Below are 26,350 nucleotides of genomic sequence, written 5' to 3'. Positions count from 1 at the left end.
GGATCCCCGGCGGCCTGTGGCCTGCCGGGGTCAGCGCAGCAGGGAGTAGGCCAGGGCCGCGGCGATCGCGAGGGCGTAGGCGGCCGACGCGGCCGCGACCGCGCGTGTGCGGCGCGCCTCGTCCCAGCCGGTCAGGGACAGCACGGCGGCCAGGGCGGGCAGGACCAGCACGCCGTGCAGGCTGACGGCGTGGACGGGCTTGAGGAAGCCGGCCACCCGGTAGGCCTCCTGCTGGTGGCCCGCCGACGCCTCGATCACCCCGCGGGCGATCATGGCGGCGCCGGTGGCGAGCCCGGCCATCAGCGTCGCGAACCCGGCGCGCACCGCCAGCAGCATGCTGGGGGTGACGCGCGGGTTGGGCCGCAGGGCGGCGACGGCCATGGCGGTCAGCACCACGATGAGCACGCCGCCTCCGGCCGCCAGCACCGTCGACACCGCCGAGTCGAACGGCGTCTCCCGGTTGAGGTGGGACGGCACGCCACGCCAGGCCTGCAGGGTGATCCCGCCGACCTCGACGACGCAGTCGGCCGTCAGCACGCCCAGCAGCACGGCGCGGGCGCGTTCGCCCAGCGGCAGGTGGGTGGCGACCCAGGTCACCGTGATCAGTGTCAGGCCGAACGACAGCCCGAAGGTGACCGGCTTGCGCCAGGACACCGGCCCGTCCCACGGTCCGCCGTCCACCGCGAAGACGACCAGGTGGAACAGGCCCGAGGCGATGAGCGCGGCGCCCACCGCCACACCGGCGCGTTCGGCGCGTCGCCGGAACGGCGCTGCCACCACGTGCAGTCTCGGTCGTGGCGGGTGGGCTGGACTCGTCGTCGGAGCAGGCATCGGACCGTTCCTTCGGGGCGCCGGGCGCTGACCCGTTCATGGTGGTGTCCGGTTCCTGCGCGGGCGTCGTCCGTGGGGCTACATCCGCACTACGCGAATCCGCGTACGCCGGGGGCCTGCGCGTACTCCGCCGCCGCGACGGGCGCGGTCACACGGCTTGGGCGACCGCCATCCCGCAGTAGGCGGCGCCCAGTCCGGCCGCGATCGAGGCGGCGGCGTTGAGCACCGCGTAGGTGCGGGCGCCGTCCTCGGCCAGGCGCAGCGTCTCGTAGCCGAGGGTGGAGTAGGTGGTGAGCGCTCCGCACAGGCCGGTGCCGGCCAGGGCCATCGTCCCGTGCCCGGCGGGCAGGGCGGCCAGGAAGCCCAGCAGCGCCGACCCGGTGATGTTGACGGTGAAGGTGCCCCAGGGGAAGACGCCGTCGTGGCGGGCCTGCACGAAGCGGTCGGCCAGGTACCGCAGCGGCGCGCCCACCGCCGCGCCCAGCGCGACCAGCAGCACGGCCGGGACGCTCACCGCTCGTCCCCGCGGCCGGCGTAGCGGATCACCTCGACGGGGTCGATGATGACCAGGCCCTCGGCGACCAGCTCGTCCAGCTGGGGCAGGAACGCGCGGATCCTGTCCTCGGCGTCCACGATGATGATCGCCAGGGGGAGGTCCTCCGACAGCGACAGGATGCGGGAGGTGTGGATGCGGCTGGACGCCCCGTAGCCCTCGATTCCACGCAGCACGCTGGCCCCCGCGAGCCCGGCGGCGTGGGCGCGGTGCACGATCTCGTGGTAGAGCGGCCGGTGGTGCCAGGTGTCGCTCTCCCCCACGAAGATCGTCAGGCGGAGCGCGGAGCCTTCCAGCTTCATGGTCGTCCTTCCGTGCGCGGGCGGTCCTCGCGGCGGCGCGCGACCGCGCGGGCCAGGGCGCGCGTCAGGTGCACCCCGGTGAACACCGCGGCCAGCGCGGCTGTGGGGGTGGCGGCCAGGTAGATCAGCGCGGTCCTGGGCGCGCCGGCCTGCAGGGCCTGCTGGGCGTCGACGACGTAGGTGGAGAAGGTGGTGAATCCGCCGAGCACGCCCACGCCCAGGAACGGCCGGACCAGCCGGTGCGCCTCCCGGATCTCGGTGATGGCGACCATGAGCACCCCGATCAGCAGGCACCCGGCGGTGTTGACGCCGAAGGTCGCCCAGGCGAAGCCGCCGGGCGCGTGGGGGAAGGCCACGGCGACGCCGTGGCGGGCGAGCGCGCCCGCCATCCCGCCGGTGGAGATGACCGCGAGCGTCGCCCACGGCACGCGGCGCCGGGCGGGAGGCCGGTCGGCGTGCAGGTCGACCTGCGCGGCGGTCCGGGCGTCGGGCATGCGGATCTCCTACCGGTATGACGACGTCATCGGTAGGGACCGTTGGCGTCCCTGTTCACAAGGACGCGGTTGCCCCGCACGTGGGCGGGGGCGGTGGGCCCCACCACCGCTCCCCCGAGGGTCGCCCTCGGGGCTCGCCCCAGCATAGCGACCGGCCGGTCCCGGCTGGACCACGGCCCGGTTGGACGACCGGCCCCGGGTCAGGGGGCGGTGAACGTGCAGGGCAGGCGTTTGATGCCGTTGATGAAGCTGGACAGCAGCAGGTCGGGCTCGCCGTCGGCGCGGATGTCGGGCAGCCGGGTGAACAGTTCCTGGAACATCACCGTGATCTCGCGGCGGGCCAGGTTGGCGCCCAGGCAGTAGTGCGGTCCGGGACCGCCGAACCCGACGTGCGGGTTGGGCGAGCGGGTGATGTCGAACCGGTCGGGGTCGGGGAAGACGGCCTCGTCGCGGTTGGCGGAGTTGTAGAACAGCATGACCTTGTCGCCCTTGGCGAGGGCATGGCCGTTCAGCTCGTGGTCGCGGGTGAGGTTGCGGCGGAAGCAGATGACCGGGGTGCTGTAGCGGACGATCTCGTCCACGGCGCCGGCGATCCGCGCGTCGAAGTCGTCCAGCAGCAGGTCGCGCTGGTCGGGATGGTCGGTGAGCAGCTTGAGCCCGTGGGCGATGGCGTTGCGCGTGGTCTCGTTGCCCGCCACCACCAGCAGCAGGAAGAACGTGCCGAACTCGCGGGCCGACAGCCGCTCGCCGTCGACGTTTGCGTTCACCAGCGCGGAGGTCAGGTCGCCGGTCGGCGCGGCGACGCGTTCGCGGCCGAGGCGGGCGGCCAGGCGGTGCAGCTCGCGGGCGGCCCAGGCGACCTTGGCCAGGCCGAGGCCGGTGCGCAGGCGTCCCATCTCGGGCGTGATGCCGGTGTACTCGGGGTCGGTGTTGCCCAGCACGATGTTGGTGAGCCGGACGACGCGCGGCTGGTAGTGGTCGGGGATGCCGAGCATGTCGCAGATGACCTCGACCGGCAGCCGCACGGCGACCTTGGCGACGAAGTCGCCGGGGCCGGAGGCGATCAGGTCGTCGACGATGCGGGCGGCGCGGCGCCGCACGTCGTCGTCGGTCTTGGCCAGCATCCGCGGGGTGAACGCGCGGGACACGATGCGGCGGATCTTGGCGTGCCGCGGATCGTCCATGTTGATCATGGAGTCGACGTAGCGGTTCAGCCAGCTCGGCGAGTCGATGACGCTGGTGGCGTTGGGCTCGCTGCTGAAGACCTGCGGATTGCGGCTGGCCTCGGTGACGTCGGCGTGCCGCACCAGCGCCCAGAAGCCGTCGCCGCGCCGGGTGAACGGGACGGGCGGGTCGGGATAGCGCACCGGCCCGGGCTGGGCGCGCAGCACCGCGAACGCCGCGGCCCGCTCGCGCGGTGCACGGGCCCAGAACCCCATGTCGCTCAGATTGATGGCGTCGAACGCCGGACCGGTCCGCTCGGTGGTCACCGCCGCGTCACCTTCCCTCGTCGCTGCCCCCATGCTCGAGTAAGCGATCATTTACGTCAATGCCTCGAATGTCCGGTGTGACCCGATAGACATCGATGCCGCCTCAGTGCACGAGCACGATCTTGCCGCGGGCGTGGCGGGTCTCGCTCAGTTCGTGTGCGGCTGCGATCTCGTCGAGGGGGAACGCCGCCGCGACCGGTACCCGCAACCGGCCCGCGTCGGCGAGGGCCACCGCCGTCGCGAGGCCGTGCACTGCCAGCGGGTCGGCGCCGGCTCCCAAGGCCGTGCCCGTCCGGTCGGCCGGCGCGCCGTGCGACAGGTGCACACCGTGGGCCGCGGCGGTGAGGTCGGCGGCGATCGTCACCACGCGCGCCGCGTCCCCGACGATTTCGATCAGGTCGGGCAGCGCCCCTCCGGCGCAGTCGAACACCGCGTCCACCCCGTTCGCTGCCAGCCCGCGGACCCGGCCGGCCAGCCCCGGACCGTACGTCGTCGGCACGGCACCGAGGGAACGCAGGAAGTCGTGGTTGTGCTCGCTCGCCGTACCGATGACGGCGGCACCGCGGGCGACCGCGAGCTGGACGGCGATCGTGCCCACCCCACCGGCCGCCCCCTGGACCAGCACGGTGTGGCCGGCGCCGACCCCGAGCCGGTCCAGGACCCGGGTGGCCGTCTCGACACCGCCTGCGGCGCCGCCCGCCTCCTCCCAGCTCCACGCGGCCGGTCTCGGCGCCCAGGCCACCAGGACCGCGTAGTCGGCATTGGCGCCGCGCGCGGACGGGTCGGTCATGCCGAACACCTCGTCGCCGACGCCGACGCCCGTGACGCCGTCGCCGACCTCGTCCACCACGCCCGCTGCCTCCATCCCGGTCCGGTGCGGCAGCGTCACGGGCACCACGTCGCGCAGCGCCCCCGAGCGGATCAGGGTCTCCCCGGTCGAAAGTCCCGAGGCCCGGACGGTGATGCGGATCTCGCCTGGTCCGGCGTGCGGCTCTTCGACCTCGGCGACGTGCATGACACCGGGTGGACCGTATTGCGAGAATTGGGCAGCTCTCATGTGCCGGACCGTAACGGAGCGCCCTGTCCGTCTCCCTAAAGTGAGAGCGGTGACGGCCCAAGTGGTTCAGAAACTGCGCTCGGACGCCCGGGACAATCGGGAACGGATCCTGGACGTGGCCCGCGCCGCCTTCGCCGCCGAGGGCCTCGACGTGCCGATGCGGGAGATCGCCCGGCGCGCGCAGGTCGGCGTGGCCACCGTCTATCGACGCTTCCCGACCAAGGAGGCGCTGCTCACGGCGGCTTTCGCCGAGCAGATGGCCACGTGCGTCGCGGTCGTCGAGGAGGGCTTGGCGGCCGCCGACCCCTGGCAGGGGTTCTGCCAGGTGATCGAGGGGTTGATGGCGGCGCACGCCCTCGACCGGAGCCTTGCCCGCGCTCTCGCCTCGCAGTATCCCCAGGTGTTCCACTTCGCCCAGAGCCGCGACCGCGCGCTGCGCGGCCTGGCCGAACTCGTCCAGCGCGCCAAAGACGCGGGCGGGCTGCGGACGGACGTCGGGGTGGAGGACATCGTGCTGGCACTGATGGCGAACGAGGGCCTCCGGGCCGCGTCACGGGAGACGAGGGTCGCGGCTTCGCGCCGCTTCGCGGCCCTGATGATCCAGTCCTTCCGGGCGGACCCGGTCCCCGCGCCCCTTCCCCCGGCGGTCCGGCTACCTCTCCCCATGCGCCCATGAGGCATGCGGACGGCCCACCGACGACGGCGACCAGCCTCCAGCCGACCGACCTGCGGTGACCGGTCTCCCTTCCGCAGGGCCGGCACGGCTGGGTCGTGGATGCGGTGGACGGTGATCGGATTTCGGCTTCGCCGGAGGGCTCGGCGGTGTATTCATGTACTTAGCCAAGTCCCTAAATGCCCTGGGGGGAACGTGTCCGACCTGCGTACAGACGACCGCGGGGCCACCGCGTCCGACGGCGGCGGCGACGGCGGCGGCGGCGGTTCGGCCTATGACCGGCTGATCGGCCTGCTGGAGGGGGGCGGCGCCCGCTACCGGCTCATCGACCACGCTCCCGAGGGCCGCACCGATCTGGTCAGCGCGATGCGCGGCAACGATCCGGCGCAGGCGGCCAAGTGCATCGTGGTGATGGTGAAGCTGGACAAGAAGACGCGGCGCTACGTGCTGGCGGTGGTGCCCGGGGACCGGCGCGTGGACCTGGGCGCGGTCAAGCGGCTGCTGGGCGGCGGCTACGCGGGGTTCGCGGCCACCGAGGTCGCCGAGCGGCTGGCGGGCAGCGTGAGCGGGACGATCCTGCCGTTCTCCTTCCATCCCGACCTGGAGCTGGTCGTGGACCCGGCGCTGCTGGAGCACGCGGAGATCTTCTTCAACGCCGCGCGGCTGGACCGGTCGATGGCGCTGGACACCGCCGACTACCGGCGGCTGGCGCGGCCGCGGCCGGCCGCGATCGCCGAACCGCCCGCCGACGCCTCCACCGGCACGTCGGCGGACGGCTCGGCGGACGGCTCGGCAGGCGGTGCGTCGGCGGGCGGTTAGGGGGCGGTCAGCGGGTGTAGCCGAGGCCGTGGCCGAACGGGTAGAGGGTCTGGCCGGAGTCGCCGGCCACCGGGATCGTCACCGGCAGCCTGCCCGACGGCGCCAGCTCGCCGAACAGCACCTTGGCCGCCGACCGCAGCGCCTCGGCGGTGTAGGAGTAGGTGGCCAGGTAGGTCGGCGCCTCGGTGAAGTAGGCGATGTCGTACGGGTCGCGCACGGCGATGACCACGACCGGTTTGCCGGTGGCGACCAGCGCCTTGACCAGGTTCGCCTGCCCGGGGCCGTTGTGGGGTTCGGTGGGCGTGGACGGCTTGACGTCCCACGCGCGGTTGGTGACGGCGACGACCAGGTCGGCGTCGCGTGCCGCGGCGACGGTCTCGTCGATGCGCTGCTGGGTGGGGCTCAGCCCGGTCTCGCGCACGGTGGCGGCGGCGCCGCGGCGGGCCAGCTCCTCGCCGAGGGTGCGGGTCGTGGCGGCGCCCCATCCGGCGACCAGCACGTTGCGGGCGCCGGGGCGCAGCGGCAGCAGCCCGGCGTCGTTCTTGACCAGCGTGGTGGTGCGGTCGGTGGCGCGCTGGGCGGCGGCCAGGTGCGCGGCCGCGCCGACGACCCGGTCGACCTTGGACTCGTCGGCGAACGGGTCGCGGAACAGGCCGCGCTTGCGCTTGAGTTCCAGGACGCGGTAGACGGACTCGTCGAGGCGGCGTTCGGTCAGCTCGCCCCTGTTGACGGCCTCGACCACGGCGCGCAGCTGGGTGGGGAACTGCCCGGTCCCGGCGGTGTCGGCGGGTGGTTTGAGCAGCATGTCGGCGCCGGCCTTGAGCGCCAGCACGGGGACGCGGTCGTCGCCGTACTTGTCGCGCACGCCCTGCATGTCCAGGGCGTCGGTGACGACGACGCCGCGGTAGCCGAGGCGCTGGCGCAGGATGCCGGTGAGGATGGGCCGCGACAGGGTGGCCGGGTCGCCGGACGGGTCGAGCGCGGGCACGACCAGGTGCCCGGTCATGATGGCGTCGACGCCGCGTGCGATGGCCGCGCGGAACGGCGGCAGGTCCAGGCGCTCCCACTGCTCGCGGGTGTGCTCGATGCGCGGCACGCCGGTGTGGCTGTCGGTGCGGGTGTCTCCGTGGCCGGGGAAGTGCTTGACGGTGGGCGCCACGCCGCCGGCGCTGTACCCGTCGACCTGCGCGGTGACCATGCGCGACACCAGTGCCGGGTCGGAGCCGAACGACCGCACCCCGATGACGGGGTTGGCGGGGTTGACGTTGACGTCGGCGACGGGGGCGTAGTCGGCGTTGACGCCGATGGCGCGCAGCTCCCGCGCGGTGACGGCGGCCAGCGCGCGGGCGTCGGCGGGACGGCGTCCGGCGGCCAGCGCCATGGCGCCCGGCGACTGGGTGGCGGGCGGCTGCACGCGGGCGACGATGCCGCCCTCCTGGTCGATGGAGATCAGCGCGGGGACGGGGACGCGCTGGGCCAGGGCGGCGCGCTGGATGCCGTTGGAGAAGGCGGCCAGCTGGCGGGGGTTGTCGACGTTGGCGGGGTCGGCGCCGTAGTAGATGATGCCGCCGGGTTTGTAGCGGGCGATGACCTGGGCGGCGTTGTCGACGCCGTACAGGCGGCGGTTGCGGGCCACGTCCGCGGGGTCGGTGGTGTCGGCGCTCTTGCCGTACACCTGCAGCACGAACAGCTGGGCGGCCTTCTCCTCCAGGGTCATCGCCTTGATGATCCGCGTCAGCCGCGGGTCCTTGCCCGGGGCGGCGAGGGCGTCGGTGACCGGAGTCACCAGCGTGGCGGCCAGGGTGGTGGCGGCCAGGAGGGACAGGCGTCGGCGACGGTGCATGACGGCTCCCTGCGATGGCATCGTCGCCGCCCCCGGACGACCATGATCATGTGTGTTCCCCCGGCACGCTAGACATCCGCGCGGGGCCCGTCAACGGCAGACGTCCACGACGTCGCCCGCTCGCCGGTCGCGTTCGCCGTGTCACCGCGCCGCCGTCGCGCGCCGTCGCCCGGCGCCCGAGGGAGCGCGCGGAGCGGGGGTGAGAAGGCGGGACGGGCGGCCGGCGCGTCCACCAGAGTTGTGACCGTTTCTCAGACGGTTGGTGCCAGACTTGGAATCTGGGGTCCGTCTGGTGCGCCCGGCTCAGTTCCCGCTCGTCATTCAAGTGGGCGCGGGCCCGTGAGGCAACCGGTTTATGCCACTGCCTCACACGCCGCGGCCCCGCCGCCCATGCCGTGGTTCGGCCCGTGCCCGGCTCACTGCGCGGTGTCGCCGGGCCAGGGGGCGAACAGGGAGGCGTACACGGCGCGGTCCCCGTCGGTGACGACCTGCCCGGCCAGGTGGGCGCCGGTGACCGTGGACAGCCGCAGGCCGAGGTAACGCTCCTCCTCGGTGAGCTCGACGGGGCCGGTGGGGACGTCGGCCAGCCATCCGGCGACCTGCGCGATGCGGGCGGCCCGGTCGCGGTCGAGCGCGGCGCGCAGCTCGGGCAGGCAGGTGGCCGGAAACGGCCGCGCCTCGGAAGGCGGCCCGGCCTCGGCGTGCCGCTGTTCGGCGTGCCAGGCGGCGACGCCGTAGGCGAAGCAGACCAGGGCGGTCCACACGTCGGCGAAGTAACCGGGGTCGGGGGCCAGCTCCAGCCCGGCCAGCCGTCCGTCGACGAAGAACAGCGCGCCCAGTTGCCCGGGTTGCAGTTCCAGGCGGCTCTGGAACTGGGTGAGCACGGGACGCTTGCGCGACAGGATCTGTTCCAGGTGCCCGCGCGCCGGCAGCCCGTAGCCGCGGTTGAGGGCGGCGATGTCGTCCCACAGCTTGGAGAAGTCGTGCACGCCGCGCCGCTGCAGCGCGCGGGCGCGCAGTTCGACGGGCAGGACGAAGAACCACTGGTCGCGTTCGGTGAGGTAGCCGCCCTGGGACGCCTGGACGCAGGCGGCGTCCTCGAACATCAGGCTCTGCCCGGCGGCGATGAACGCCGAGCGGCACAGCGCGTGGTTCTGCGCGGCGTCCTGGATGTAGCCGATGTGCAGCGGGACGATCGCCACGCCGTCGGCGGCGCCGTTGTGCAGCTCGACGCGGCCGTAGCCGTCGACGCGGGCGAGTTTGAGGCCGCGGCGGGGCGGGACGATGCCCGGGTAGGCGGGCCCGGAGATGGGGACCATGGTCAGCGCCCCGGCGCGCTGCGGGGTGCCCAGGCGGTGCCCGGCCAGGCTGAGCGGGCCGGGCATGAGGGTGTCCAGCGTGGTGGTGGCGGCGCCGGACGTCGCGCCGGGTGTGTCGCGGATCGTCATGCGGCGATCCCTCCGATCTGTGCGGCCTGCCGGTCCAGGGCGTCCAGGCGGGTGCGCAGGGCGGTGCGCAGCCACGGCTCGCCGGCGGCGCAGTGCCCGAACATCCAGGGCAGCAGTTCGTCGAAGTCGTCCTGGTGCCAGAACCCGCGTTGCGGCAGCGCCGGGGCGGGACGGCGCAGGGTCAGGTCGTCGGTGGGCGTGAACATGGCGTGGCAGAACAGCACGGGGGTGGTGACGCCGACGTGCGGCAGGGTGGCCGCGACGCGGGCCAGGTCGCCGGGGAAGACGTTCTCGTAGCCGTCGGACACCACGGCGACCAGGTCGGGGCCGGCGGCCAGCGCGTCCAGCACGCCGGTGGCCAGGTCGGTGGCGCCGCGCGGGACGCGTTCGTCGCCGCCGACCTCCACGACCTCCACCCGGTCGCAGACCTGCGACAGCACCATGCGCAGCGCGGCGGCCTGCGACATCAGGGCCCATTGGCGTTCGCCGTAGCCGCGCATGGACGCCGAGGCGTCCAGCACGAGCGCGACGGTGCCCGGGAAGCGGGGGTAGGCGGCGACGGCGGCGGCCAGGTAGCGGCCGAGCGCCACGTACAGTTCCTCGGCGGGGCCGCCGCGGTACAGGTGGACGAGGGTGGCGGCGATGTCGCCGCGGTTGGTGGCGGTGACGGTGCCGGGGTACCGGCGTGCGCGTTCGACGGCGAGCACGGGTTCGTGTGGGGCGGTGGCCTCCTGCGGGCCCGCCGCGTACAGCGCGGGGACGCGCCGGAGGGCGTGGTGCGGTGCGGTCAGGAACCGCAGCAGCCGTCGTTGCAGGTAGTCCGAGCCGGTGTCGCCGTCGGCGATGCGGCGGGCGCAGCCGCGTGCGGTGGCCTTGCCCAGGGCGTGTTCGAAAGAGTCCAGCAGGGCGGGGCGGCGCGCGGCGATGAGGGCGTCGGCGTCGGGGTGCTCCAGGACGAACCGCAGCGCGGCGCGGGTGGTGTGCTTGTGGTTGGCGCGCAGGCGGCGCAGGCCCAGCAGCACGGTGATGACGTGGGCGGGCGGCAGCGCCAGGGTCAGGACGCGGGCGAGGCGGGCCAGGGTGGCGCGGGTGGCGTCGTCGAGCCCGGCCTGGGAGGCGGCCAGCACCTGCAGCAGGACGCGGGCGCGCTGCCAGGGCCGCACGCCGGGGGCCAGGGCGAGCAGCGCGTAGCCCTCGGGGTCGGCGGTGTAGGCGGCCCTGTGCAGGTCGGCGTCGTCCCAGCACAGGGTGCCGCCTCGGGGCAGCGTGAGCGGGACGGCGTGCGTCTCCAGGTGGGTGAGGAGTGTGGGGGTGTCCATGATTGCCTCCGCACCCACGGAGTGTAGGAACGCGGGCGATCACCCCGACACCTATTTTTCGGTGTCGGGCTCCGGCGCGGACGTCTCGGACGATCCGTGCGGCAGGGCCGGCGGCGCGGTGCCGCCCGGGAGGCCGCGGCCGGGGGCGGCGGGTTTGGCGCCGTAGCCGCCGATGCCGCGTTCCAGCAGGTCGTAGGCGCGTTCGGCGGCGGCGTAGACGTCTTCGCGCATCTCTTCCAGCGACTCGCCGGCCATCTTGCGCTGCAGGATCTGCTCGACGAGCGTCCGCTGCACGGCGAAGATCATGGCGGCGGCGGCGCGGGCGGTGATGTCGTCGGGGTCGGCGTCGGTCTCGTCGGCGAGAACGGCGGCGAGCCGGCGCTGCGCGCGATGGGCGATCTCCAGTTGCTTGGCGGCCAGGGCGGGGCTCTGGCGGACGGTCCGGGCCCAGGTCTCCGAGCCCTCGTGGAACCCGGTCTGGTAGGCGTTCTGGTCCAGGCCTTCGATGAACAGGCGGCGGAACACCGCGGCGGCCGACTCGCCGGGAGCGCGTTCGGTGAACGCGCGCGCCGCCTGCTCGACGATCTCCTCCTGCCGGTCGAAGAACAGGTCCTCCTTGGTCCCGAAGTAGTTGAAGACGGTGTTGACCGACACGTCGGCGGCGCGGGCCACGTCGGCGATGGTGACGTTGTCGAAGCCGCGCATCATGAACAGCCCTGTGGCGATGTCGGCGATGCGCCGCCTGGTCTCGCGCTTCTTGCGTTCACGCAACCCGAGCCGTTCGGTGTCGCGCGCCTCCCCTCCCCCGGACCCGGCCTCGAATCCGGCCTGGGTCCCGGTCCCCGTTCCGGCCGGCGTCCCGGCCCCGCGATCGTCCGCCATGCCAGGAATTCTAGTCGCGATGGCGTCACTGAAAACTTGGTGCGACTCCAAATTTGTGGTTACTCTATCGACGTTTCCCCCATCCGATCCTGGAGGCAGACGTGATCGAGGCGAGCGGGCTGGCCCGCACCTTCACCACCAGACGCGGCACCGTGGAGGCGGTGCGCGGCGTCGACCTGTCCGTGGCGCCCGGCGAGATCGTCGGGTTCCTGGGCCCCAACGGCGCGGGCAAGACCACCACGCTGCGGATGCTGACCACGCTGCTGGCGCCCACGGCCGGCACCGCCACGGTCGCCGGGCACGACCTGCGCACCGACGCGGCGGGCGTGCGGCGCCGCATCGGATACGTGGCGCAGGGCGGCGGCGCCGGTCCCGCCGTTCCGATCGGCGAGGAGCTGGACCTGCAGGCCCGCCTGTACGGCGTGGGCGACCGCGCCGAACGGATCGCTAAGCTGTGCGCGCGGCTGGAGCTGGAGGGGCTGCTGGATCGTCCGGCGCAGGCGCTGTCGGGCGGGCAGCGCCGCCGGCTGGACATCGCGCTGGGGCTGGTGCACCGTCCGCCCCTGGTGTTCCTGGACGAGCCGACCACCGGCCTGGACCCGCACAGCCGCGGCAACCTGTGGGAGCACATCCGCCGCATGCGCGACGAGGACGGCACCACGGTCTTCCTGACCACGCACTACCTGGACGAGGCCGACGCGCTGTGCGACCGGATCCTCATCATCGACCACGGCCGGATCGTGGCCGAGGGCACGCCGGACGAGCTCAAGCGCCGCGTCTCCGGCGACGTGGTGATCCTCGAACTGGCCGACGCGCGGACCGGCGGCGGGCCCGACGCGGACACCGCCGGTGAGACCGGCGGAGGGGCCGACGGGGAGACCGGCGGGGCCGCTCGTGCGCGCGCCGCGCTGGCGGGCCTGCCGCAGGTGCGCGAGGCGGTGGTGACGGGATCGTCGGTGCGGCTGACCGTCGACCAGGGCGACCGCGCGCTGCCGCAGGTGGTGCGGGCACTGGACGCGGCGGGGGTGGAGATGACGGCGCTGCGGATGGCGCGTCCCACCCTCGACGACGTGTTCCTCACCATCACCGGCCGGTCGCTGCGCGAAGCCGCCGCCTGAATTTCCATGACACCGACGAGGAGGAGTTCCCGTGGATCTGCGACGTACCGTGCGTGACACGCGCCTGCTGTACATGCGTCATCTGCGTGCGACGCTGCGCGCCAGGGTGGCGGTGGTGTTCGGTGTGCTGCAGCCGCTGCTGTACCTGCTGCTGTTCGGGCCGCTGCTGACACGGCTCAGCGGCGTGCGCGGGTTCGGCGACCACGACGCCTGGCAGGTGTTCGTGCCGGGCGTGCTGGTGCAGCTGGCGCTGTTCAGCGCGGGCTATGTGGGGTTCGGCCTGATCGCCGACCTGCGCGCGGGCGTGGTGGACCGGCTGCGCGTCACGCCGGTCAGCCGGGTGGCGCTGCTGCTGGGCCTGGTGCTGCGCGACACCACGATCCTGGCCGTGCAGGCGGTGCTGCTGCTGGCGGCCGGGGTGGCGCTGGGGCTGCGCGCGCCGGTGGCCGGGCTGGCGATCGGCGTGACGCTGGTGGTGCTGCTGGCGGTCGGCATCGCCTCGCTGTCGTACGTGCTGGCGCTGGTGACGCGGCAGGAGGACGGGTTCGCGCCGCTGCTGGGGGCGGTGGTGCTGCCGCTGATGCTGCTGTCGGGGATGCTGCTGCCGATGAGCATGGCGCCGGGGTGGCTGGACGTGGCGTCGCACTTCACGCCGTTCCGGTACGTGGTGGACGCGGTGCGCGCCGCGTTCGTCGGTGACTACGCCTCGGCGACCGTCGCCGAGGGCGCGGCGGTGACCACCGTGCTGGTGATGGTGTCGGTGACGTTGGGCACCCGGCGGTTCCTGCGCGAGAACGCCTGACGCGGGGCCCGGCCCGGCAGGTTCAGCGGCTGAGGGCGTGCGCGGTGGCCGCGTCCCCCGGGTCTTCGGGGCCCCCCGCAGGGCCGGGACCGCCTGCGGTAACGGGGGCTCCGGCGGTGACGGGGCCGCCGATGGCGGACGCGGGGTCGGCGGGCACAGCGGTGTCGGCGGTGGCGCGCTGGGCGAGGAACGCGCCGGCCAGCACGATCGCGCCGCCCGCCAGCTGCACCGGCGCGAGCCGTTCGCCCAGCGCGGCCCAGGCCAGGAGGGTGGCGGCCACCGCCTCGGTGTAGCAGATGGCGCCGGCGACCTGCGCCGACAGCCGCTGCACCCCGGCCACGCCGGTCAGGTAGGCCAGCACGGTGCTGACGACGATGATCCAGGCGGCCAGCAGCCAGCCGGGGGCGGCGTGGTCGCCGACGGGCACGGTGGCGGGCAGCACGTCCCAGGGCAGCGCCCAGGGCGCGGCGGGCACGACCAGCACGGCCGCGGCGACCATCGTGCCCGCCGTGGTCATCACCAGCGGGTCGACCTGGCCGGTGAGGCGGTCGACGAGCAGGAAGTACCCGGCCTGGCAGGCGGCGGCGCCCAGGCCGGCGGCCAGTCCCAGGGCGTCCAGCCGCAGGCCGGTCCACACCTGCACCACCATGGTCAGGCCGACCATGGCGACGGCGACGCCGGCGACGGCCGAGCGGTGCACCGGCGCGCGCCGCACCAGCCGGGTCCAGCCCAGCACCAGGATGGGGCCGCAGAACTCCAGCAGGATGGCCACGCCGACGGGCAGCCGCGAGGCGGCCACGAAGTAGAACGCCTGCGCGCCGGCCACCCCGGTCAGGCCGTACCCGACCACGTACGGCAGGTGGGGCCGCACCGAGCGCGCCGCGGCCGCGCAGCAGCAGGGCCAGCGGCACCAGCACCAGGGTCGCTCCGGCGATGCGCAGCCACACCGCCTGCCAGGGGGTGAGCCCGGCGTGGATGAGGGCCTTGCCGAACGGCCCGGACGCGCCGAAGCACACCGACGACAGCACCGCCAGCGACAGCCCCACGGTGCGCGTGCGCGCGGCGTCCCGCATGGTCCCTCCCCTCACGCGAAGTACATGAGCATCCTGCCATAACGCTCCTTACAGCGTCGATGTCCGGACTCGTTCCGGCTCGTACCGGCCGGGTGGCGTTCGCCGGAACCGTCGGGCGCGTCATCGGGGAGGACTACTATTCGCGGGGTGAACTGGCACGCGGCCGGGGCGGGACTCGGCGGAACTGGGGGCGGAACGGCCGGCGACCTCTTCACCGCGGTGGAGGCCAACGTACGGGAGCTGGTCGCCTCGCCCTGGTGGCGCACCGCCCCGCCGCAGCAGCGCGCCGAGCAGGTCGTGGCGCGGATGCTGTGGGGCTCGGGCGAGTGGTGGCTGTTCGGCGCGTGGGGGCGCTGGTACCGCTGCGGCCTGGACGGCGTCTGGCACCCGTGCCCTCCCCCCACCGACCCGGCGGAACGACGCGTCGCCCAGCCGGCGCCGCGCGGCGCGGGCACTCCTCCGGTGCCGCCGCAGCTGTTCCCCACCGGCCCCGACCTGACCGCCGGACGCGTCGCCTCGCTCGGTTTCCTCGGGGCGCCGCCGGAGACGGCGGTGGTCGCGCGCATCCAGCAGGCGCTGACCACGGCGTGGGCGGTCAACCCCGCGCAGTTCGCCCAGCAGGACCCCATGTTCCAGCCCGGCACCCCCAGCACCGTGGTGGCGGCCTGGAGCGCGCTTCTGTGGTGCGCGGGCGCTCCGGTGGTGCTGACGGAGAACCCGCTGATCGAGTCGTTCATCCCGTTCCTGACCACGCCCGCCGAACGGCTGCACTGGATGATGCCGCCCGACTTCGGCACCCTGGCCGGGTACTACATCAACCGGCTGCAGGCCGGCGACGGCGCCGGGGCCGCGCACATCGCGCGGGTCATGTACGAGGTGGCGGCGGGGTTGCAGGCCGACGCGCGGTTCCGTCCCGGCGCCGACGCGCTGGCGGCGGTGACGGCCGCGTCGCTGCGGCTGGTGCAGCAGGACATGGCCACGGCCCGGTACGGTCCCGCGGCGATGCTGCAGGAGTGGCGGCGCCGCTGCCCCGCCGAGTTCGCCACGCCCATGGTGCGCGACGCCGCGCCCGGCGAATACCTGCGGCTGGCGTTGTACGACCTGCAGCAGGTGGTGGCGGCGCTGACGGGGGCGCGCGCGCCGGTGTCGACGGGGGGCCGTCCGCATGACGACGTGCGCCGCGCCGGGATCGCGTTGCTGGCCGCCGACCTGCAGGCCGCGCCCAACGCGGTGCCCGCGCTGCACCGCTGGCTGGATCCCGACAGCGCCCGCACGCTGCACGCGGTGCTGACCGACCCGGCCAACCCGTTGCGGCAGCTGTGGCCGCGCGACGGCCGCCTGCCCGAGGCGTTGCGCAGCACCGACGCCGACGCGCTGTCGTGGCTGCTGGCCACCACCTACACCATCGGGCTGACCTGGTGCCGTCTGGCGCAGGTGCCGCCCCCGGCCACGGGGTTCGCGGTGCCGCAGGCGGTGGCGGCCGAGCTGACCAGCCCGGCGCTGCACTCCCCGCCGTCCACCGACGAGCTGAGCGCCTGGGACATCATCAAGGCGGCGCGTGCGCACCTGGCCGCCGAGCGGCAGGCCGCCGGGGAGTCGGCCGACCAGCCCGTCGCCCCGCCTCCCCCCGAGCCGCCGCCCGCTCCCGCGCCCCAACCGCCGCCCCCGGAACCGCCGCGTTCGTCGGGCGCGCCCGGTGCGCCGGGTGGCCCAGGTGGGTCGAGCGCGCCGGCCTCGGCGCAGCCCGAACCGCCGCTGGGGATGCCGCCCGCGCCGGCGCCCGTGCCCCCGTCGTCTCCGTCTTCCCCGTCGTCTCCGGTGCCGCCGCCGTCGTCTCCGGTGCCGCCTGCGCCGCCGACCGCGCCGGTGTGGCCGGGCGCCGGCCCGAGCGCCGCGCCCGGGGCCGCGCCGGGCGCCGTCGCGGGGGGTGTGCAGCAGGGCGTGGGCGGAGCCGAGGTGGAGGCCACGCATCTGGATCCGGGGCCGTTCGCCACGCAGGTCGACCCGGAGGCCACCTCGCGTGATCCGCTGCCTCCCCCGCCCGCGCCGGTGTCGGATCCGCCGCCGCCGGTGCCTCCCGCGCCGTCGCTCGAGGCCGGTCCGCAGATCGCCGAGGCGTACGGCATCCGGTTCCTGTGCGGCGCCGACGACATCGAACGCGTCGTGACCGAGGTGCGGCGCCGCGGCAAGTGGGCGCAGCGGCTGCGCGGTCAGGAGATGTCCACCGCGTCCATGCCGGCGCTGCTGCTGATCGGCGCGCCGTCCAGCGGGCAGCGGCGGCTGGGGCGCATGGTGTCGCGTGCGCTCGCCGACGTGCGGGTGTCCAGCGGAGAGGTGCACGGCGTGCACGCCGAGGAGGTCCGCGGCCGCGGTCCGGCGGGGCTGCGCGGTGTGCTGGACGAGCACGCCGGGCACACGCTGCTGCTGGACGGCCTGGACGCGCTCGTCCTCGACGATCCCCAGGGCGCCGCCTACGCCGAGCACCTGTACGAGGCGCGGCTGGAGGGCGTCAGCGACACCACGCTGCTGGCCACGTGCGAGCCGGCGCGGGTGGCCGAGCTGTCGGCGGCGGCGCCGGAGCTGATGGCCGACCTGCGCGCGGTGCGGCTGCCGGACATGAACGAGCCGCGTGTGCGCGCGGGCCTGCTGGCGTTGCTGGCCGAGGAGCGGCGGCTGCGGCTGGGGCCGGACGCCTGGGAGGTCGTGCACCGTGACCTGGGCGGGCTGCGCGGCCGGGGGCGGCTGACGGGGGCGCGGCTGGTGGAGACCTATCTGGACCGCGCCGTCACCCGTCATCTCGGCCGGGCCGACGCCACGCAGGCGCTCGACAACGCCGACACCCTGACGTTGACCGCGGCCGACGTGGAGGGGCTGGCCGCGGAGCTGTCGCGCTGACGGACCGGGCCGCGGCCCGGTCCGCCGGGACGGCCGTCACCGGCCGCCGGTCAGGCCGCGACATGTGGCGCATGAGGGCGTGTGCCGCGGCCTGGCGTGCGGTCAGGCGCGCGCGGTTTCCAGGTGCAGCACGGCGATGCCGCAGTCGAACGTCCGCGAGCCGGCCAGGCGGAGCCGGTGGTAGCCGTCGCCGTCGGGGAACACGGGCATCCCGGAGCCGAGCGCGACCGGGTTGACGAACAGGTGCAGCTCGTCGATCAGCCCCTGGGCGATGAGCGCCCGGGTGAGCGTGCCGCCGCCGCAGACCATAATGTCGCCGCCGGATTCAGCATTGAGCTTGTTGATGGTCGCGGCGACGTCGCCGCCCGCGACGACGGCGTTGTTCCAGGGGGACTCGGTGAGGCTGTTGGAGATGACGACCTTGGGCGTGTTGTTCATCTTGTCGATGCCCTCCTGGGTCTCGCCCTCGGGGCCGGACTCCCAGGCGGGGATGAACCCTTCGGCGAGCCTGCGGCCCAGGACGATGCAGTCGACCGGGTCCCAGATCTTCTCGACGTAGGCGTTGATGTCGTCGGTCCAGGGGCCCGTCACCCAGTCGAGTTCTCCGTTGGGGCCGGCCATGTAGCCGTCGACGCTGATCTGGAGCTGCAGCTTGACCGTGCGCACGAGGCGGTTCCTTTCGGTGTTCTGGCGTGTCTGTTGTGGTGTGTCCGTGCCGGGGTGCGGGAAGGTGCGGCGGAGTGTGCGAGGGCCGCGGGTCGTCAGTCGGGTGACTCGGTGAGCAGGGCGTCCATCCGGCCGATCGACTGGGCGAAGATGTCCGTCGCGCCCAGGCGCACCAGCTGGTCCATCTGCTCGCGGGAGTCGAACACCGAGTGCACGTGCATGCGGGTGCCGCCGTCGTGCTCGGTGAGGCGCACCCGTACCTGGGTGGTCGGGATGTCGGGGACGGGCACTCCGTCGTCGTCGGCGAAGCCGTCGGTGAACTCCAGGGACGTCGGCGGTTCGACCGAGTCGATCCGCCACCAGCCGCGCGACGTGCGGCCGTCGGGGCCGGTCATGAGGTAGGTGACCGTGCCGCCGGGGGTGAGGTCGTGCTCGTCCACGGCGGTCGTGAAGCCGGGCGGCCCTCCCCACCAGCGCTCCAGCCGGCGCGGGTCGGACCACAGCCGCCATACCCGCTCGACGGGCGCGTCGAAGTCGGCGACCACGGTGAGGGTCAGGGCGTCGTAGTCCTTGTCGACGCGGGTCACGGTCATGTGTTCCGTCCTTGCGTGGTGGTGTCCGCCGCCGGGCCGGGATCCTCGGCGAGCAGCCGCGCCATGCGGTCGACGCGTCCGCGCCAGGTGGCCTCGAGTTCGTCGAGGGCCTGCCGCGCGCGGCGCACGGCGTCCAGGTCGGTGCGCACGAGCTGCTCCCTTCCACGGCGTTGCTTGGTGACCAGACCGGCCCGCTCCAGCACCGCGACGTGCTTCTGCACCGCGGCGAAGCTCATCGGATAGGCGTCGGCCAGCCGCGACACCGACAGCTCGTCGCGCACGCAGCGGCGCACGATGTCGCGGCGGGTGGCGTCGGCCAGCGCGTGGAACAGGTCGTCCACGGCCTCGTCGGTCAACCCATCTACAACCATTTGGTTGTACGTTAGCGGAGTCGTCGGTGTCCCGGCAACATCGACGCCGGAACGCGCGCGGACACGGGCGGACACGGACGCATCAGCGCGTTCGCGACGGTCCGGGAAACGCGCCCGAAGGGTAGGAATAATGTCGGCGGCGTCGGTGACCATGGAGGCGTGGATCGCGTGGACCGGCTGCTCGCCCTCATCGCCGAACTGCGCGCCGCCGCCCCCGACCCCCTGACCGTCGACGAGCTGGCCGAGCGGCTGGGCGTCAGCGCCCGCACGGTGCGCCGCGACCTGGAGCTGCTGACGCACGGCGGCCTTCCGGTGCGGTCCGAGCGGGGCCGCGGCCATGTCCTGGCGCCCGAGCCCGCGCCGCCGCCGATGAGCGAGGTCGCCTCGCTGGTCGGCCCGGTGCGCGACACGCTGGCGGCAGCGGTGCGCTCCGGCCGCGTGGTGCGCCTGGCCTACACCGACCAGTCCGGTGCGCGCAGCTTCCGCGACGTCGAACCGCAGGGCCTGGTGGTGGGCCCGCACGCCGACTACCTGGTGGGCTGGTGCCGCATGCGCGACGGGCCGCGGATGTTCCGCGTCGACCGCATCGGCGCCGCCTACCTGGCCGGCCGCGCCGCCGCCGCACGCGACCTGGACGAACTGCTGGCGGCGCTGCGGGTGCCGCTGCCGCGTCCGCCCGCCGACGACGGCCCGCACGGCCCCACCGGCGCCGGACGCGCCCGCGCCTGGACGCTGGACCGGCTGGAGTACGTGCGCGCGCGGCTGCGCGAGGCGACCGCCGAGGTGCGCGACGGCGGGCCGGGCGCGGCGGCCCTGCGCACGGTGCTGGCGCACCTGGCGCGATGGACGCGCTGGCAGGTGGCGGCGATCCGGTCGGCGGCCACCGGGGCGCCCCCGCCGGAGCGGGACGTGCCGCCGGGGTTCGGCCGCGCGATGCCGGCCGAGGAGCGGGAACGGGTCATCCAGGACGCGATGGCGCTGCGGTCGCTGGGCGAGCTGGCCCGCGACCTGCAGGAGGTGCTGGCGGGCCTGGGACACTGGGCGGCCGGGTGCGACGACGCGCTGTGGGAGCGTCCCGTCGCCGACCCTCGCCCGTCCGGGCCGCCGGGCCCGCGGCGGCCGCTGGCCGACGTGCTCGCCGGGTGGCGCGGCCCCCTGGCCCACATCGAGTGGCACCTGGACCGTCTCGCCGAACACCCCGAACGCCCCGTCGACCTGGACGAGGACGACGAGCTATGGGCCGTCGACCGCTGCCCCCTGCAGGCCTGACGGCTCGCGCGGGCCCGCCGCCCCCGGTAGGCCCGCCGGCCGTCTCAGGGCCTTTGCGCGCCGTTCTCCCAGCCCTCAGAGAGCGGACGCGGGGCGGTGCCCGTTGACGCCGCGCAGGACGCGAGTGAACCACACGACCTTCCCGGGCGGGTCGGGACGGCAGCCGAACGCGGTGGCCAGCGCGGCGACCAGCAGCAGCCCGCGGCCCTCCTCCGACCAGCGCGGCGCCTGGCCGCACGGGCGGGCCGGCGCCGCCGGGTCGGCGTCGGTGACCTCGGCGACCAGGCACGTGCCGTCCAGCCGCAGCCGCAGGCGGACGGGCGGGGCGCCGTGCACGACGGCGTTGGCGACCAGCTCGTCGATCATGAGGACGACGTCGTCGACGTCGGTGGCGTCGGTCACCCGCCAGGAGCGCAGCGCGCGTGCGGTGAGGGCGCGGGCGTGGGCGGCGGCGGGGGTCTCGGGGGCCAGCTCCCAGGTCGCGGCCCGCGCCGCCCTGCGTGCCGGTCCGTCGGTCTCCATGTCGGTGTTGGCGGCCACTGCCGGACTCCTCACCTGTGGCGGTTCCCGCGTCACTCCAGGTCGTTCCCGTTCCGCCCGCCGTACGACTCGTGCGATGGACGGATCTGGCCGTGCCGCGAGCACCCCGTGTCGGCGGCGGTCAGGGACGTTCGCACCCCGGCCGTGCACAAGGTGGGACGCCGCCCGGACCGGGCGGGTGCACGCGCCTCACACAACCCTCACTGCCGGGTCAGGTGGCCGTGGCGCACCCCGATGGGAATGAGCACTCCCCCGATGCCGTTATCGTGGTGGGTGTCGGTGTGGCATGTGTCCCCCGGGCTCTACCCTTTGCCTTCGAGGAATACCGCCGGGCCGTACGGCTCGGGCAGGAGCTTCGTTGTGCCTTTCGCCGCGAGGCGACCACCACACCGGCCTGAACGTCAGGGCCCCGGCGGGCGATGCGCCCGCCGGGGCCTCTCATAGCAGGGCGGGTGTGACGAGCGGAACCCGCCGCATCACCCGTCCTGCTACGAGATCGCGGTGAGCACCGCCGCGGCCACCGCCGTCAGCACCGCGAACACCGCGACCGCCACGGCCGCGATCAGGCGGATCCGGCGGCGCCGCCGCGCCCGGCCCACCTTCGCGCCCGCTTTCGACAGACGATGGGCCAGCCGCGGGTCGTCCTCGCTGAGGCGGGTCTCGATCTCGGCGAGGATCCGCTGCTCCTCCATCGACAGCGCCATGCCATACCTCCGGGGGCGGGTTGAAGTGCCTTGTTCTTGCCCCGGCAGCAAGATCATTATCCCCGTCGGGCGGTAACCGTCGCGCCCCGTGCGGGAGCGCTCTCACGCTGCATCCGGTCCAGGGCCGTGACGTAGTAGGTGTAGGTGCGGCCGGCCTTGGCGGTCGGGTCGAAGATGCCGCCGCCGCGCACCGCCGTCAGCAACGTCCCCGCCGTGACGGGGGCGCACGCGGGACGCTCGCCGTCCACCCGGTACACCGCGTAGCCCACCGCGTCCTCGGAGGCGCCCCACGTGACGCGCACACCCCCGTCGGCGCCCTCGGCCCGCACACCGTGGGCGGGCGCGGGCCCGTCCCCCGCCTTGCTCTTGTCATCGGCCGCGGGCGCCACGGGCGGCAGCGCGGGAGTCCCGTAGTGGTCCTTGCGCAGGCGGGCGGCGAACCCGTGCCGGTTCTCCGCCAGGTCCGAGGCGCTGAAGAACACGTCGCCGCGCACCTGCGGGTAGCGGGCGTTGAGCTTCAGGTGCCGCGACAGCTCCTCGGGCTTGCGCCAGGCCGCGTCCTCCCCGACGCGGTAGGCGGCCTGCCCGATCGTCAGCTGCACCTTGGTGCCCCGCACCTGGCGGGCCCACCACTCCACCAGCTTGGCGTAGTCGGCGCGCGCGTCACCGATCGTCCAGTACAGCTGGGGCGTGACGTAGTCGACCCACCCTTCGCGGATCCATTTGCGGGTGTCGGCGTGGATGTCGTCGTAGCTCTGCAGCGCGCGCGTGGGCGACCCGTCGGGGTCGCTGGTGTCGTTGCGCCACACGCCGAACGGGCTGATGCCGAAACGCACCCACGGCTTGGCCTGGTGGACGCGTTCGGACACGGTCCTGACGAGGGTGTCGACGTTGTGGCGGCGCCAGTCGTCCTTGCCCATCCCCTTGCCGTAGGTCTTGTAGGTGGCCTGGTCGGGGAACTCCCCCGCGCCGGCCTCGGGGTAGGGGTAGAAGTAGTCGTCGAAGTGGACCGCGTCGATGTCGTACTTGCGGACCACGTCCATCACGGCCTTGACGACCAGGTCCCGCACCTCGGGCAGGCCCGGGTCGTACCACAGGCCCTTGCCGTACTTGCGCACCCAGCCGGGGTTGCGGCGGGCGGGGCTGTCGGGCGCGAGCTTCTTCAGGTCGCTCTGGCGGCTCACCCGGTAGGGGTTGAACCAGGCGTGGAACTCCAGGCCGCGGGCGTGCGCCTCGTCCAGCATGAACTTCAGCACGTCGTAGCCGGGGTCCTTGCCGGGCGTGCCGGTGATCCACTGCGACCACGGCTCGTACGGGGAGTCGTAGAAGGCGTCGGAGTTGGGGCGGATCTGCACGAACACCGCGTTGAGGTTCATCGCGCGCGCGTTGTCCAGCAGCCGGCGGAAGTCGGCCTTCTGCTGGTCGGCGGCGCGGCGGCCGTCCCTGGGCCAGTCGATGTTGCCGACGGTGGCGATCCACATGCCGCGCAGCTGGCGTCCCTTGGACCCGTCGGGCGGCGGCACGTCGGGGCATTCGGCGCGCGTGCCCGCGGCGCCCGGTGCCCTGTCGCCCGCCCTGCGTTCGTCGGCGCCGCCCAGCACCGGCACGCAGCCGGCCGACGCGGTCAGCGTTCCCGTGGCCAGCGCGCCCGCGGTCAGCGCCCGCGCGAGCGCACCCGGCGTCCCCTTGTTCGTCCAGACCATGACGAGCCATTGTTACGCACCCGTTGCCGTGCTCGACGCCAAACGCGAATGCGCGTGTGATGCCCGGACGTCCCGATCGGCCCCGATCGTCCTCGGGTCGTCCTTCGAGCGCCGACCGTTCGGTGCGGGCGTCGTCCGCGGGCGGTCACGCAGGGTTGCGATCTTCGAACGTCCGTTCTATCGTCCAAACGTTCGATGGAACGGGGGTGGGGCCGATGCGCTGGGACAACCTGCGGCTCGACGACGGTGCGGAGCCCGGCCCGGTGGCACCGCTGATCGAACGGCGCGCGATCGCCCGCACGTTCGACACGCCCGGTTTCCGCGGCATGACCTTCTACGAGGTGCAGGCCCGTTCGATCATCAACCGTGTTCCGCCCGCGTCCCGCATGCCGTTCCAGTGGACCATCAACCCCTACCGCGGATGCTCGCACGCGTGCGTCTACTGCTGCGGCGGCGACACCCCGATCCTCATGGCCGACGGCCGCACCAAGCCTCTTCGGGAGGTGCGCGTCGGTGACCGCGTCTACGGCACGCGCCGCGAGGGACGCCACCGCCGTTACGTGGTGACGGAGGTCCTCGACCACTGGCAGACGGTCAAGCCCGCCCACCGGGTCACGCTGCGGGACGGCACCCGGCTCGTCACCAGCGGCGACCACCGGTTTCTGACCGGCCGCGGCTGGAGGCACGTCACCGGCGGGGAGCCCGGGGCCCGGCGGCGTCCGCACCTGGCACCGGGCGACGGCCTGGTCGGCACCGGGCGTTTCGCCACGCCGCCGAAGGTCGACGACGACTACCGCCGCGGGTACCTGTGCGCGGTCCTGCGCGGCCTGGGGCACATCGGCCCGCACCGGGTCCGCCCGCCCGCGGGCGAGGCCGACGTACTCGCCAGGGTGCGCCGGTATCTGGAGCATTTCGGCGTCGCCTGCGACGGCGCCCGGCCTGTCACCCGCGAGCGGGTTCCGCGTGGGCCGGCGGAGCGTCACGCCGAGGGGATCGGTGTCCGCGGCGCCGTGGCGGTGGCCGCCGTCGAGCGGCTGACACGATGGCCGCGACCGCCGTCGCGGTCGTGGCACACGGGTCTGCTCGCCGGGCTGTTCGACACCGGCGCCGACGATGATCACACGGTGTCACGGATCGCCGTCGCCGGCACCGAGATGTTCGGCGGGCTGAAGGACGCCCTGGCCGAGCTCGGCTTCACCTTCACCGCCGACGCCTGCGCCGGGGCGGCGCCGCGCGGTGTCCGCCTCACCGGCGGGGTGCGGGAGCGGCTGCGGTTCCTGCACATGGTCGCCCCGGCGGCCACACGCAAGTGGCCGGTCGAGGGCGCGGCGGTGGCCAGCGACGCGTCGCTGGCGGTGGTGTCGGTCGAGCCGCTGGGCTTGGAGGCGCCGCTGTACGACATCACCACCGGCACCGGGGACTTCATCGCCGACGGGGTGGTGTCGCACAACTGCTTCGCGCGCCGCTCGCACGAGTACCTGGACCTGGACGCGGGCGCCGACTTCGACTCGAAGATCGTGGTGAAGGTGAACGCGGGCGAACTGGTGCGGCGGGAGCTTGCGGCGCCGCGCTGGCGCGGCGAGCACATCGCGATGGGCACCAACGTCGACTGCTACCAGCGCGCCGAGGGACGCTACCGGCTGATGCCGCCGATCCTGGAGGCGCTGCGGGACGCGGCCAACCCGTTCTCCATCCTGACCAAGGGGTCGCTGATCCTGCGTGACCTGCCGTTGCTGGTGGAGGCGGCCCAGCGCACCGAGGTCAGCACGGCGGTGTCGGTGGGGTCGGTCGACCGGGAGCTGTGGCGGCTGGTGGAGCCGGGCACGCCCGCACCGGACAAGCGGCTCGAGGTGTGCGCGGCGCTCAACGACGCGGGCGTGCGCTGCGGGGTGGTGATGGGGCCGGTGCTGCCGTACCTGAGCGACTCCCCCGCCCAGCTCGAGGAGGCGGTGCGGCGGATCGCCGAGGCGGGCGCCACGTCGGTGACGGCGATCACGCTGCACCTGCGGCCGGGGGCGCGCGAGTGGTACCTGGCGTGGCTGCGCGAGCACCACCCCGACCTGGTGACGCCGTACGCGCGGCTGTACCGGGGCGGCGCGTACGCGCCGCGTGAGTTCCAGCAGCGGATCTCGCAGCGGGTGCGGGAGCTGGCGGCCAAGTACGGCATCGACCGCCGTTCCCCCGGGCACCGCGGCTCGGCCCCGGCCGGAACCCAGACCTCCGGCAAGCCGTCGTCCGGCGAGCCGTCGCCCGGCGAGCCGGAGCAGCTGTCACTGCTGTGAGCCTAGGACGTGTGGAGTTCCAGCAGCCGCGCGGTGACATCGGCCAGGCGGGCGGCGTCGGCGGGTGAGAACAGGCCGTCGCCCACGCTCATCTCGGTGTGCAGGTGGAACGCGGTGAGCGGCTGGGCGGGCGGGTGGTCCAGGAGCCGCAGCAGGGGCGGGACGACGTCGGTGGCGGGCTTGGCGAGGGCCTTCTGGCGGGTTCAGGGCACGGCGTGGGAGCCGGACCCGGACCCGGTGGCGCAGCGGCGCCTGGTGGAGGCGTTCCTGGCGGCCGCGCGGGGCGGGGACCTCGACGGCCTGCTGGCTGTTCTCGATCCCGACGTGGTGCTGCGCGCCGACAGCGGCGGGACGTTCCCGGGCGGTGTGCGGACGCTGCGCGGCGCGCGGGCGGTGGCGGGGCAGGCCGCCACCTTCCGGCGTATGGCGACCGCGTCGGTGACCCGTCACGCGCTGGTCAACGGCACGGCGGGGCTGGTCAACACCATCGACGGCAGGTTGATTTCGATCATGAGTTTCACCGTCGCCGGCGACAGGATCGTCGCGATCGACATTCTGTCCGACCCCGACCGGCTCGCCCGCCTCGACCTGGCGGGACTGGAGCCCTGACCACGCCTGCTGTC

25 protein-coding genes are annotated in these 26,350 nt (G+C 74.2%); 8 read left to right on the top strand and 17 right to left on the bottom strand.

The annotated features are described in order from the left end of the window. Positions 1–30 precede the first annotated feature (30 nt). The 6 genes from ABZ801_RS33165 to ABZ801_RS33140 form a co-directional block, all read right to left on the bottom strand. On the bottom strand, positions 31–777 hold the full coding sequence (locus ABZ801_RS33165) for a hypothetical protein (RefSeq protein ID WP_360705499.1): 747 nt from the start codon (positions 775–777) through the stop codon (positions 31–33). A gap of 202 nt (positions 778–979) precedes the next feature. Next, entirely contained in the window at positions 980–1,345 is a 366-nt protein-coding gene (locus tag ABZ801_RS33160; RefSeq protein ID WP_360705496.1) for a CrcB family protein, read from the bottom strand. Further along, positions 1,342–1,686, bottom strand: coding sequence for a DUF190 domain-containing protein (locus ABZ801_RS33155; RefSeq protein WP_344946163.1), 345 nt, complete (start codon positions 1,684–1,686; stop codon positions 1,342–1,344). The genes ABZ801_RS33160 and ABZ801_RS33155 overlap by 4 nt, the downstream gene beginning before the upstream one ends. Beyond that, positions 1,683–2,180, bottom strand: coding sequence for a CrcB family protein (locus tag ABZ801_RS33150; protein WP_360705493.1), 498 nt, complete (start codon positions 2,178–2,180; stop codon positions 1,683–1,685). The genes ABZ801_RS33155 and ABZ801_RS33150 overlap by 4 nt, the downstream gene beginning before the upstream one ends. Before the next feature lie 200 nt (positions 2,181–2,380). Then, positions 2,381–3,619, bottom strand: coding sequence for a cytochrome P450 (locus tag ABZ801_RS33145; RefSeq protein ID WP_360705689.1), 1,239 nt, complete (start codon positions 3,617–3,619; stop codon positions 2,381–2,383). Positions 3,620–3,773: 154 nt separating this feature from the next. After that, positions 3,774–4,727, bottom strand: coding sequence for an NADP-dependent oxidoreductase (locus ABZ801_RS33140; RefSeq protein WP_360705490.1), 954 nt, complete (start codon positions 4,725–4,727; stop codon positions 3,774–3,776). A 49-nt stretch (positions 4,728–4,776) separates the two neighbouring features. On the opposite strand from ABZ801_RS33140, the gene ABZ801_RS33135 reads away from it, so the two are divergent. Both ABZ801_RS33135 and ABZ801_RS33130 read left to right on the top strand, forming a co-directional pair. Next, complete coding sequence (locus ABZ801_RS33135) at positions 4,777–5,403, top strand: helix-turn-helix domain-containing protein (protein ID WP_360705487.1); 627 nt, start codon at positions 4,777–4,779, stop codon at positions 5,401–5,403. 192 nt (positions 5,404–5,595) lie between these two features. Next, positions 5,596–6,219 (top strand): YbaK/EbsC family protein, encoded by a 624-nt coding sequence (locus ABZ801_RS33130; RefSeq protein WP_360705484.1) that lies wholly within the window; start codon positions 5,596–5,598, stop codon positions 6,217–6,219. Between the two features lie 7 nt (positions 6,220–6,226). Here the strand turns inward: ABZ801_RS33130 and ABZ801_RS33125 are convergent, their stop codons facing one another. The 4 genes from ABZ801_RS33125 to ABZ801_RS33110 all read right to left on the bottom strand — a co-directional run bounded on the left by ABZ801_RS33125 (position 6,227) and on the right by ABZ801_RS33110 (position 11,711). Further along, positions 6,227–8,062 (bottom strand): glycoside hydrolase family 3 protein, encoded by a 1,836-nt coding sequence (locus ABZ801_RS33125; RefSeq protein WP_360705481.1) that lies wholly within the window; start codon positions 8,060–8,062, stop codon positions 6,227–6,229. A 416-nt stretch (positions 8,063–8,478) separates the two neighbouring features. Then, positions 8,479–9,510 (bottom strand): DUF6569 family protein, encoded by a 1,032-nt coding sequence (locus ABZ801_RS33120; RefSeq protein WP_360705478.1) that lies wholly within the window; start codon positions 9,508–9,510, stop codon positions 8,479–8,481. Then, positions 9,507–10,829, bottom strand: a complete 1,323-nt coding sequence (locus ABZ801_RS33115; RefSeq protein ID WP_344946181.1) for a hypothetical protein — start codon at positions 10,827–10,829, stop codon at positions 9,507–9,509. The genes ABZ801_RS33120 and ABZ801_RS33115 overlap by 4 nt, the downstream gene beginning before the upstream one ends. A 51-nt stretch (positions 10,830–10,880) precedes the next feature. Next, positions 10,881–11,711, bottom strand: coding sequence for a TetR/AcrR family transcriptional regulator (locus tag ABZ801_RS33110; RefSeq protein ID WP_344946184.1), 831 nt, complete (start codon positions 11,709–11,711; stop codon positions 10,881–10,883). Between the two features lie 101 nt (positions 11,712–11,812). Between ABZ801_RS33110 and ABZ801_RS33105 the strand changes: the two genes are divergently transcribed. Both ABZ801_RS33105 and ABZ801_RS33100 read left to right on the top strand, forming a co-directional pair. After that, complete coding sequence (locus ABZ801_RS33105; RefSeq protein WP_360705474.1) at positions 11,813–12,829, top strand: ATP-binding cassette domain-containing protein; 1,017 nt, start codon at positions 11,813–11,815, stop codon at positions 12,827–12,829. 31 nt (positions 12,830–12,860) lie between these two features. Further along, the gene (locus tag ABZ801_RS33100) at positions 12,861–13,631 is read left to right on the top strand and encodes an ABC transporter permease (RefSeq protein ID WP_360705471.1); all 771 of its coding nucleotides are present in this window, start codon (positions 12,861–12,863) and stop codon (positions 13,629–13,631) included. A 22-nt stretch (positions 13,632–13,653) separates the two neighbouring features. On the opposite strand, the gene ABZ801_RS33095 is transcribed toward ABZ801_RS33100, so the two are convergent. Further along, positions 13,654–14,502 (bottom strand): DMT family transporter, encoded by an 849-nt coding sequence (locus tag ABZ801_RS33095; RefSeq protein ID WP_360705468.1) that lies wholly within the window; start codon positions 14,500–14,502, stop codon positions 13,654–13,656. Between the two features lie 349 nt (positions 14,503–14,851). On the opposite strand from ABZ801_RS33095, the gene ABZ801_RS33090 reads away from it, so the two are divergent. Next, positions 14,852–17,599 (top strand): hypothetical protein, encoded by a 2,748-nt coding sequence (locus tag ABZ801_RS33090; protein WP_360705465.1) that lies wholly within the window; start codon positions 14,852–14,854, stop codon positions 17,597–17,599. Positions 17,600–17,701: 102 nt separating this feature from the next. On the opposite strand, the gene ABZ801_RS33085 is transcribed toward ABZ801_RS33090, so the two are convergent. The 3 genes from ABZ801_RS33085 to ABZ801_RS33075 form a co-directional block, all read right to left on the bottom strand. Further along, a complete protein-coding gene (locus ABZ801_RS33085; RefSeq protein WP_360705462.1) occupies positions 17,702–18,265 on the bottom strand; it encodes a dihydrofolate reductase family protein in 564 nt (187 codons plus the stop codon). Between the two features lie 95 nt (positions 18,266–18,360). Next, positions 18,361–18,858 (bottom strand): SRPBCC domain-containing protein, encoded by a 498-nt coding sequence (locus tag ABZ801_RS33080; protein WP_360705459.1) that lies wholly within the window; start codon positions 18,856–18,858, stop codon positions 18,361–18,363. Next, positions 18,855–19,229 carry a metalloregulator ArsR/SmtB family transcription factor gene (locus tag ABZ801_RS33075; RefSeq protein WP_360705456.1) on the bottom strand — a complete coding sequence of 125 codons (375 nt, stop codon included), beginning with the start codon at positions 19,227–19,229 and terminating at the stop codon, positions 18,855–18,857. Before ABZ801_RS33075 ends, ABZ801_RS33080 begins: the two co-directional genes overlap by 4 nt. A 159-nt stretch (positions 19,230–19,388) precedes the next feature. Here ABZ801_RS33075 and ABZ801_RS33070 point away from each other — a divergent pair, with 159 nt between their 5' ends. Beyond that, positions 19,389–20,498, top strand: a complete 1,110-nt coding sequence (locus ABZ801_RS33070) for a WYL domain-containing protein (protein ID WP_360705453.1) — start codon at positions 19,389–19,391, stop codon at positions 20,496–20,498. Positions 20,499–20,573: 75 nt separating this feature from the next. On the opposite strand, the gene ABZ801_RS33065 is transcribed toward ABZ801_RS33070, so the two are convergent. The 3 genes from ABZ801_RS33065 to ABZ801_RS33055 all read right to left on the bottom strand — a co-directional run bounded on the left by ABZ801_RS33065 (position 20,574) and on the right by ABZ801_RS33055 (position 23,445). Beyond that, positions 20,574–21,038, bottom strand: coding sequence for an ATP-binding protein (locus ABZ801_RS33065; protein ID WP_360705450.1), 465 nt, complete (start codon positions 21,036–21,038; stop codon positions 20,574–20,576). A gap of 488 nt (positions 21,039–21,526) precedes the next feature. After that, positions 21,527–21,742, bottom strand: a complete 216-nt coding sequence (locus tag ABZ801_RS33060) for a DUF3040 domain-containing protein (protein WP_344946211.1) — start codon at positions 21,740–21,742, stop codon at positions 21,527–21,529. A gap of 56 nt (positions 21,743–21,798) precedes the next feature. Then, positions 21,799–23,445 (bottom strand): family 10 glycosylhydrolase, encoded by a 1,647-nt coding sequence (locus tag ABZ801_RS33055; protein ID WP_360705447.1) that lies wholly within the window; start codon positions 23,443–23,445, stop codon positions 21,799–21,801. A 215-nt stretch (positions 23,446–23,660) separates the two neighbouring features. On the opposite strand from ABZ801_RS33055, the gene ABZ801_RS33050 reads away from it, so the two are divergent. After that, positions 23,661–25,727 (top strand): intein-containing Rv2578c family radical SAM protein, encoded by a 2,067-nt coding sequence (locus tag ABZ801_RS33050; protein ID WP_360705444.1) that lies wholly within the window; start codon positions 23,661–23,663, stop codon positions 25,725–25,727. 180 nt (positions 25,728–25,907) lie between these two features. Then, positions 25,908–26,336, top strand: a complete 429-nt coding sequence (locus ABZ801_RS33045; RefSeq protein ID WP_360705441.1) for a nuclear transport factor 2 family protein — start codon at positions 25,908–25,910, stop codon at positions 26,334–26,336. The last annotated feature ends 14 nt before the right edge of the window (positions 26,337–26,350 follow it).

Source organism: Actinomadura sp. NPDC047616 (assembly GCF_040642915.1).
GTDB lineage: Bacteria > Actinomycetota > Actinomycetes > Streptosporangiales > Streptosporangiaceae > Spirillospora > Spirillospora miaoliensis.
Note: the sequence above shows the minus strand (reverse complement) of the source record. Positions and strands in the feature narration are given on the sequence as shown.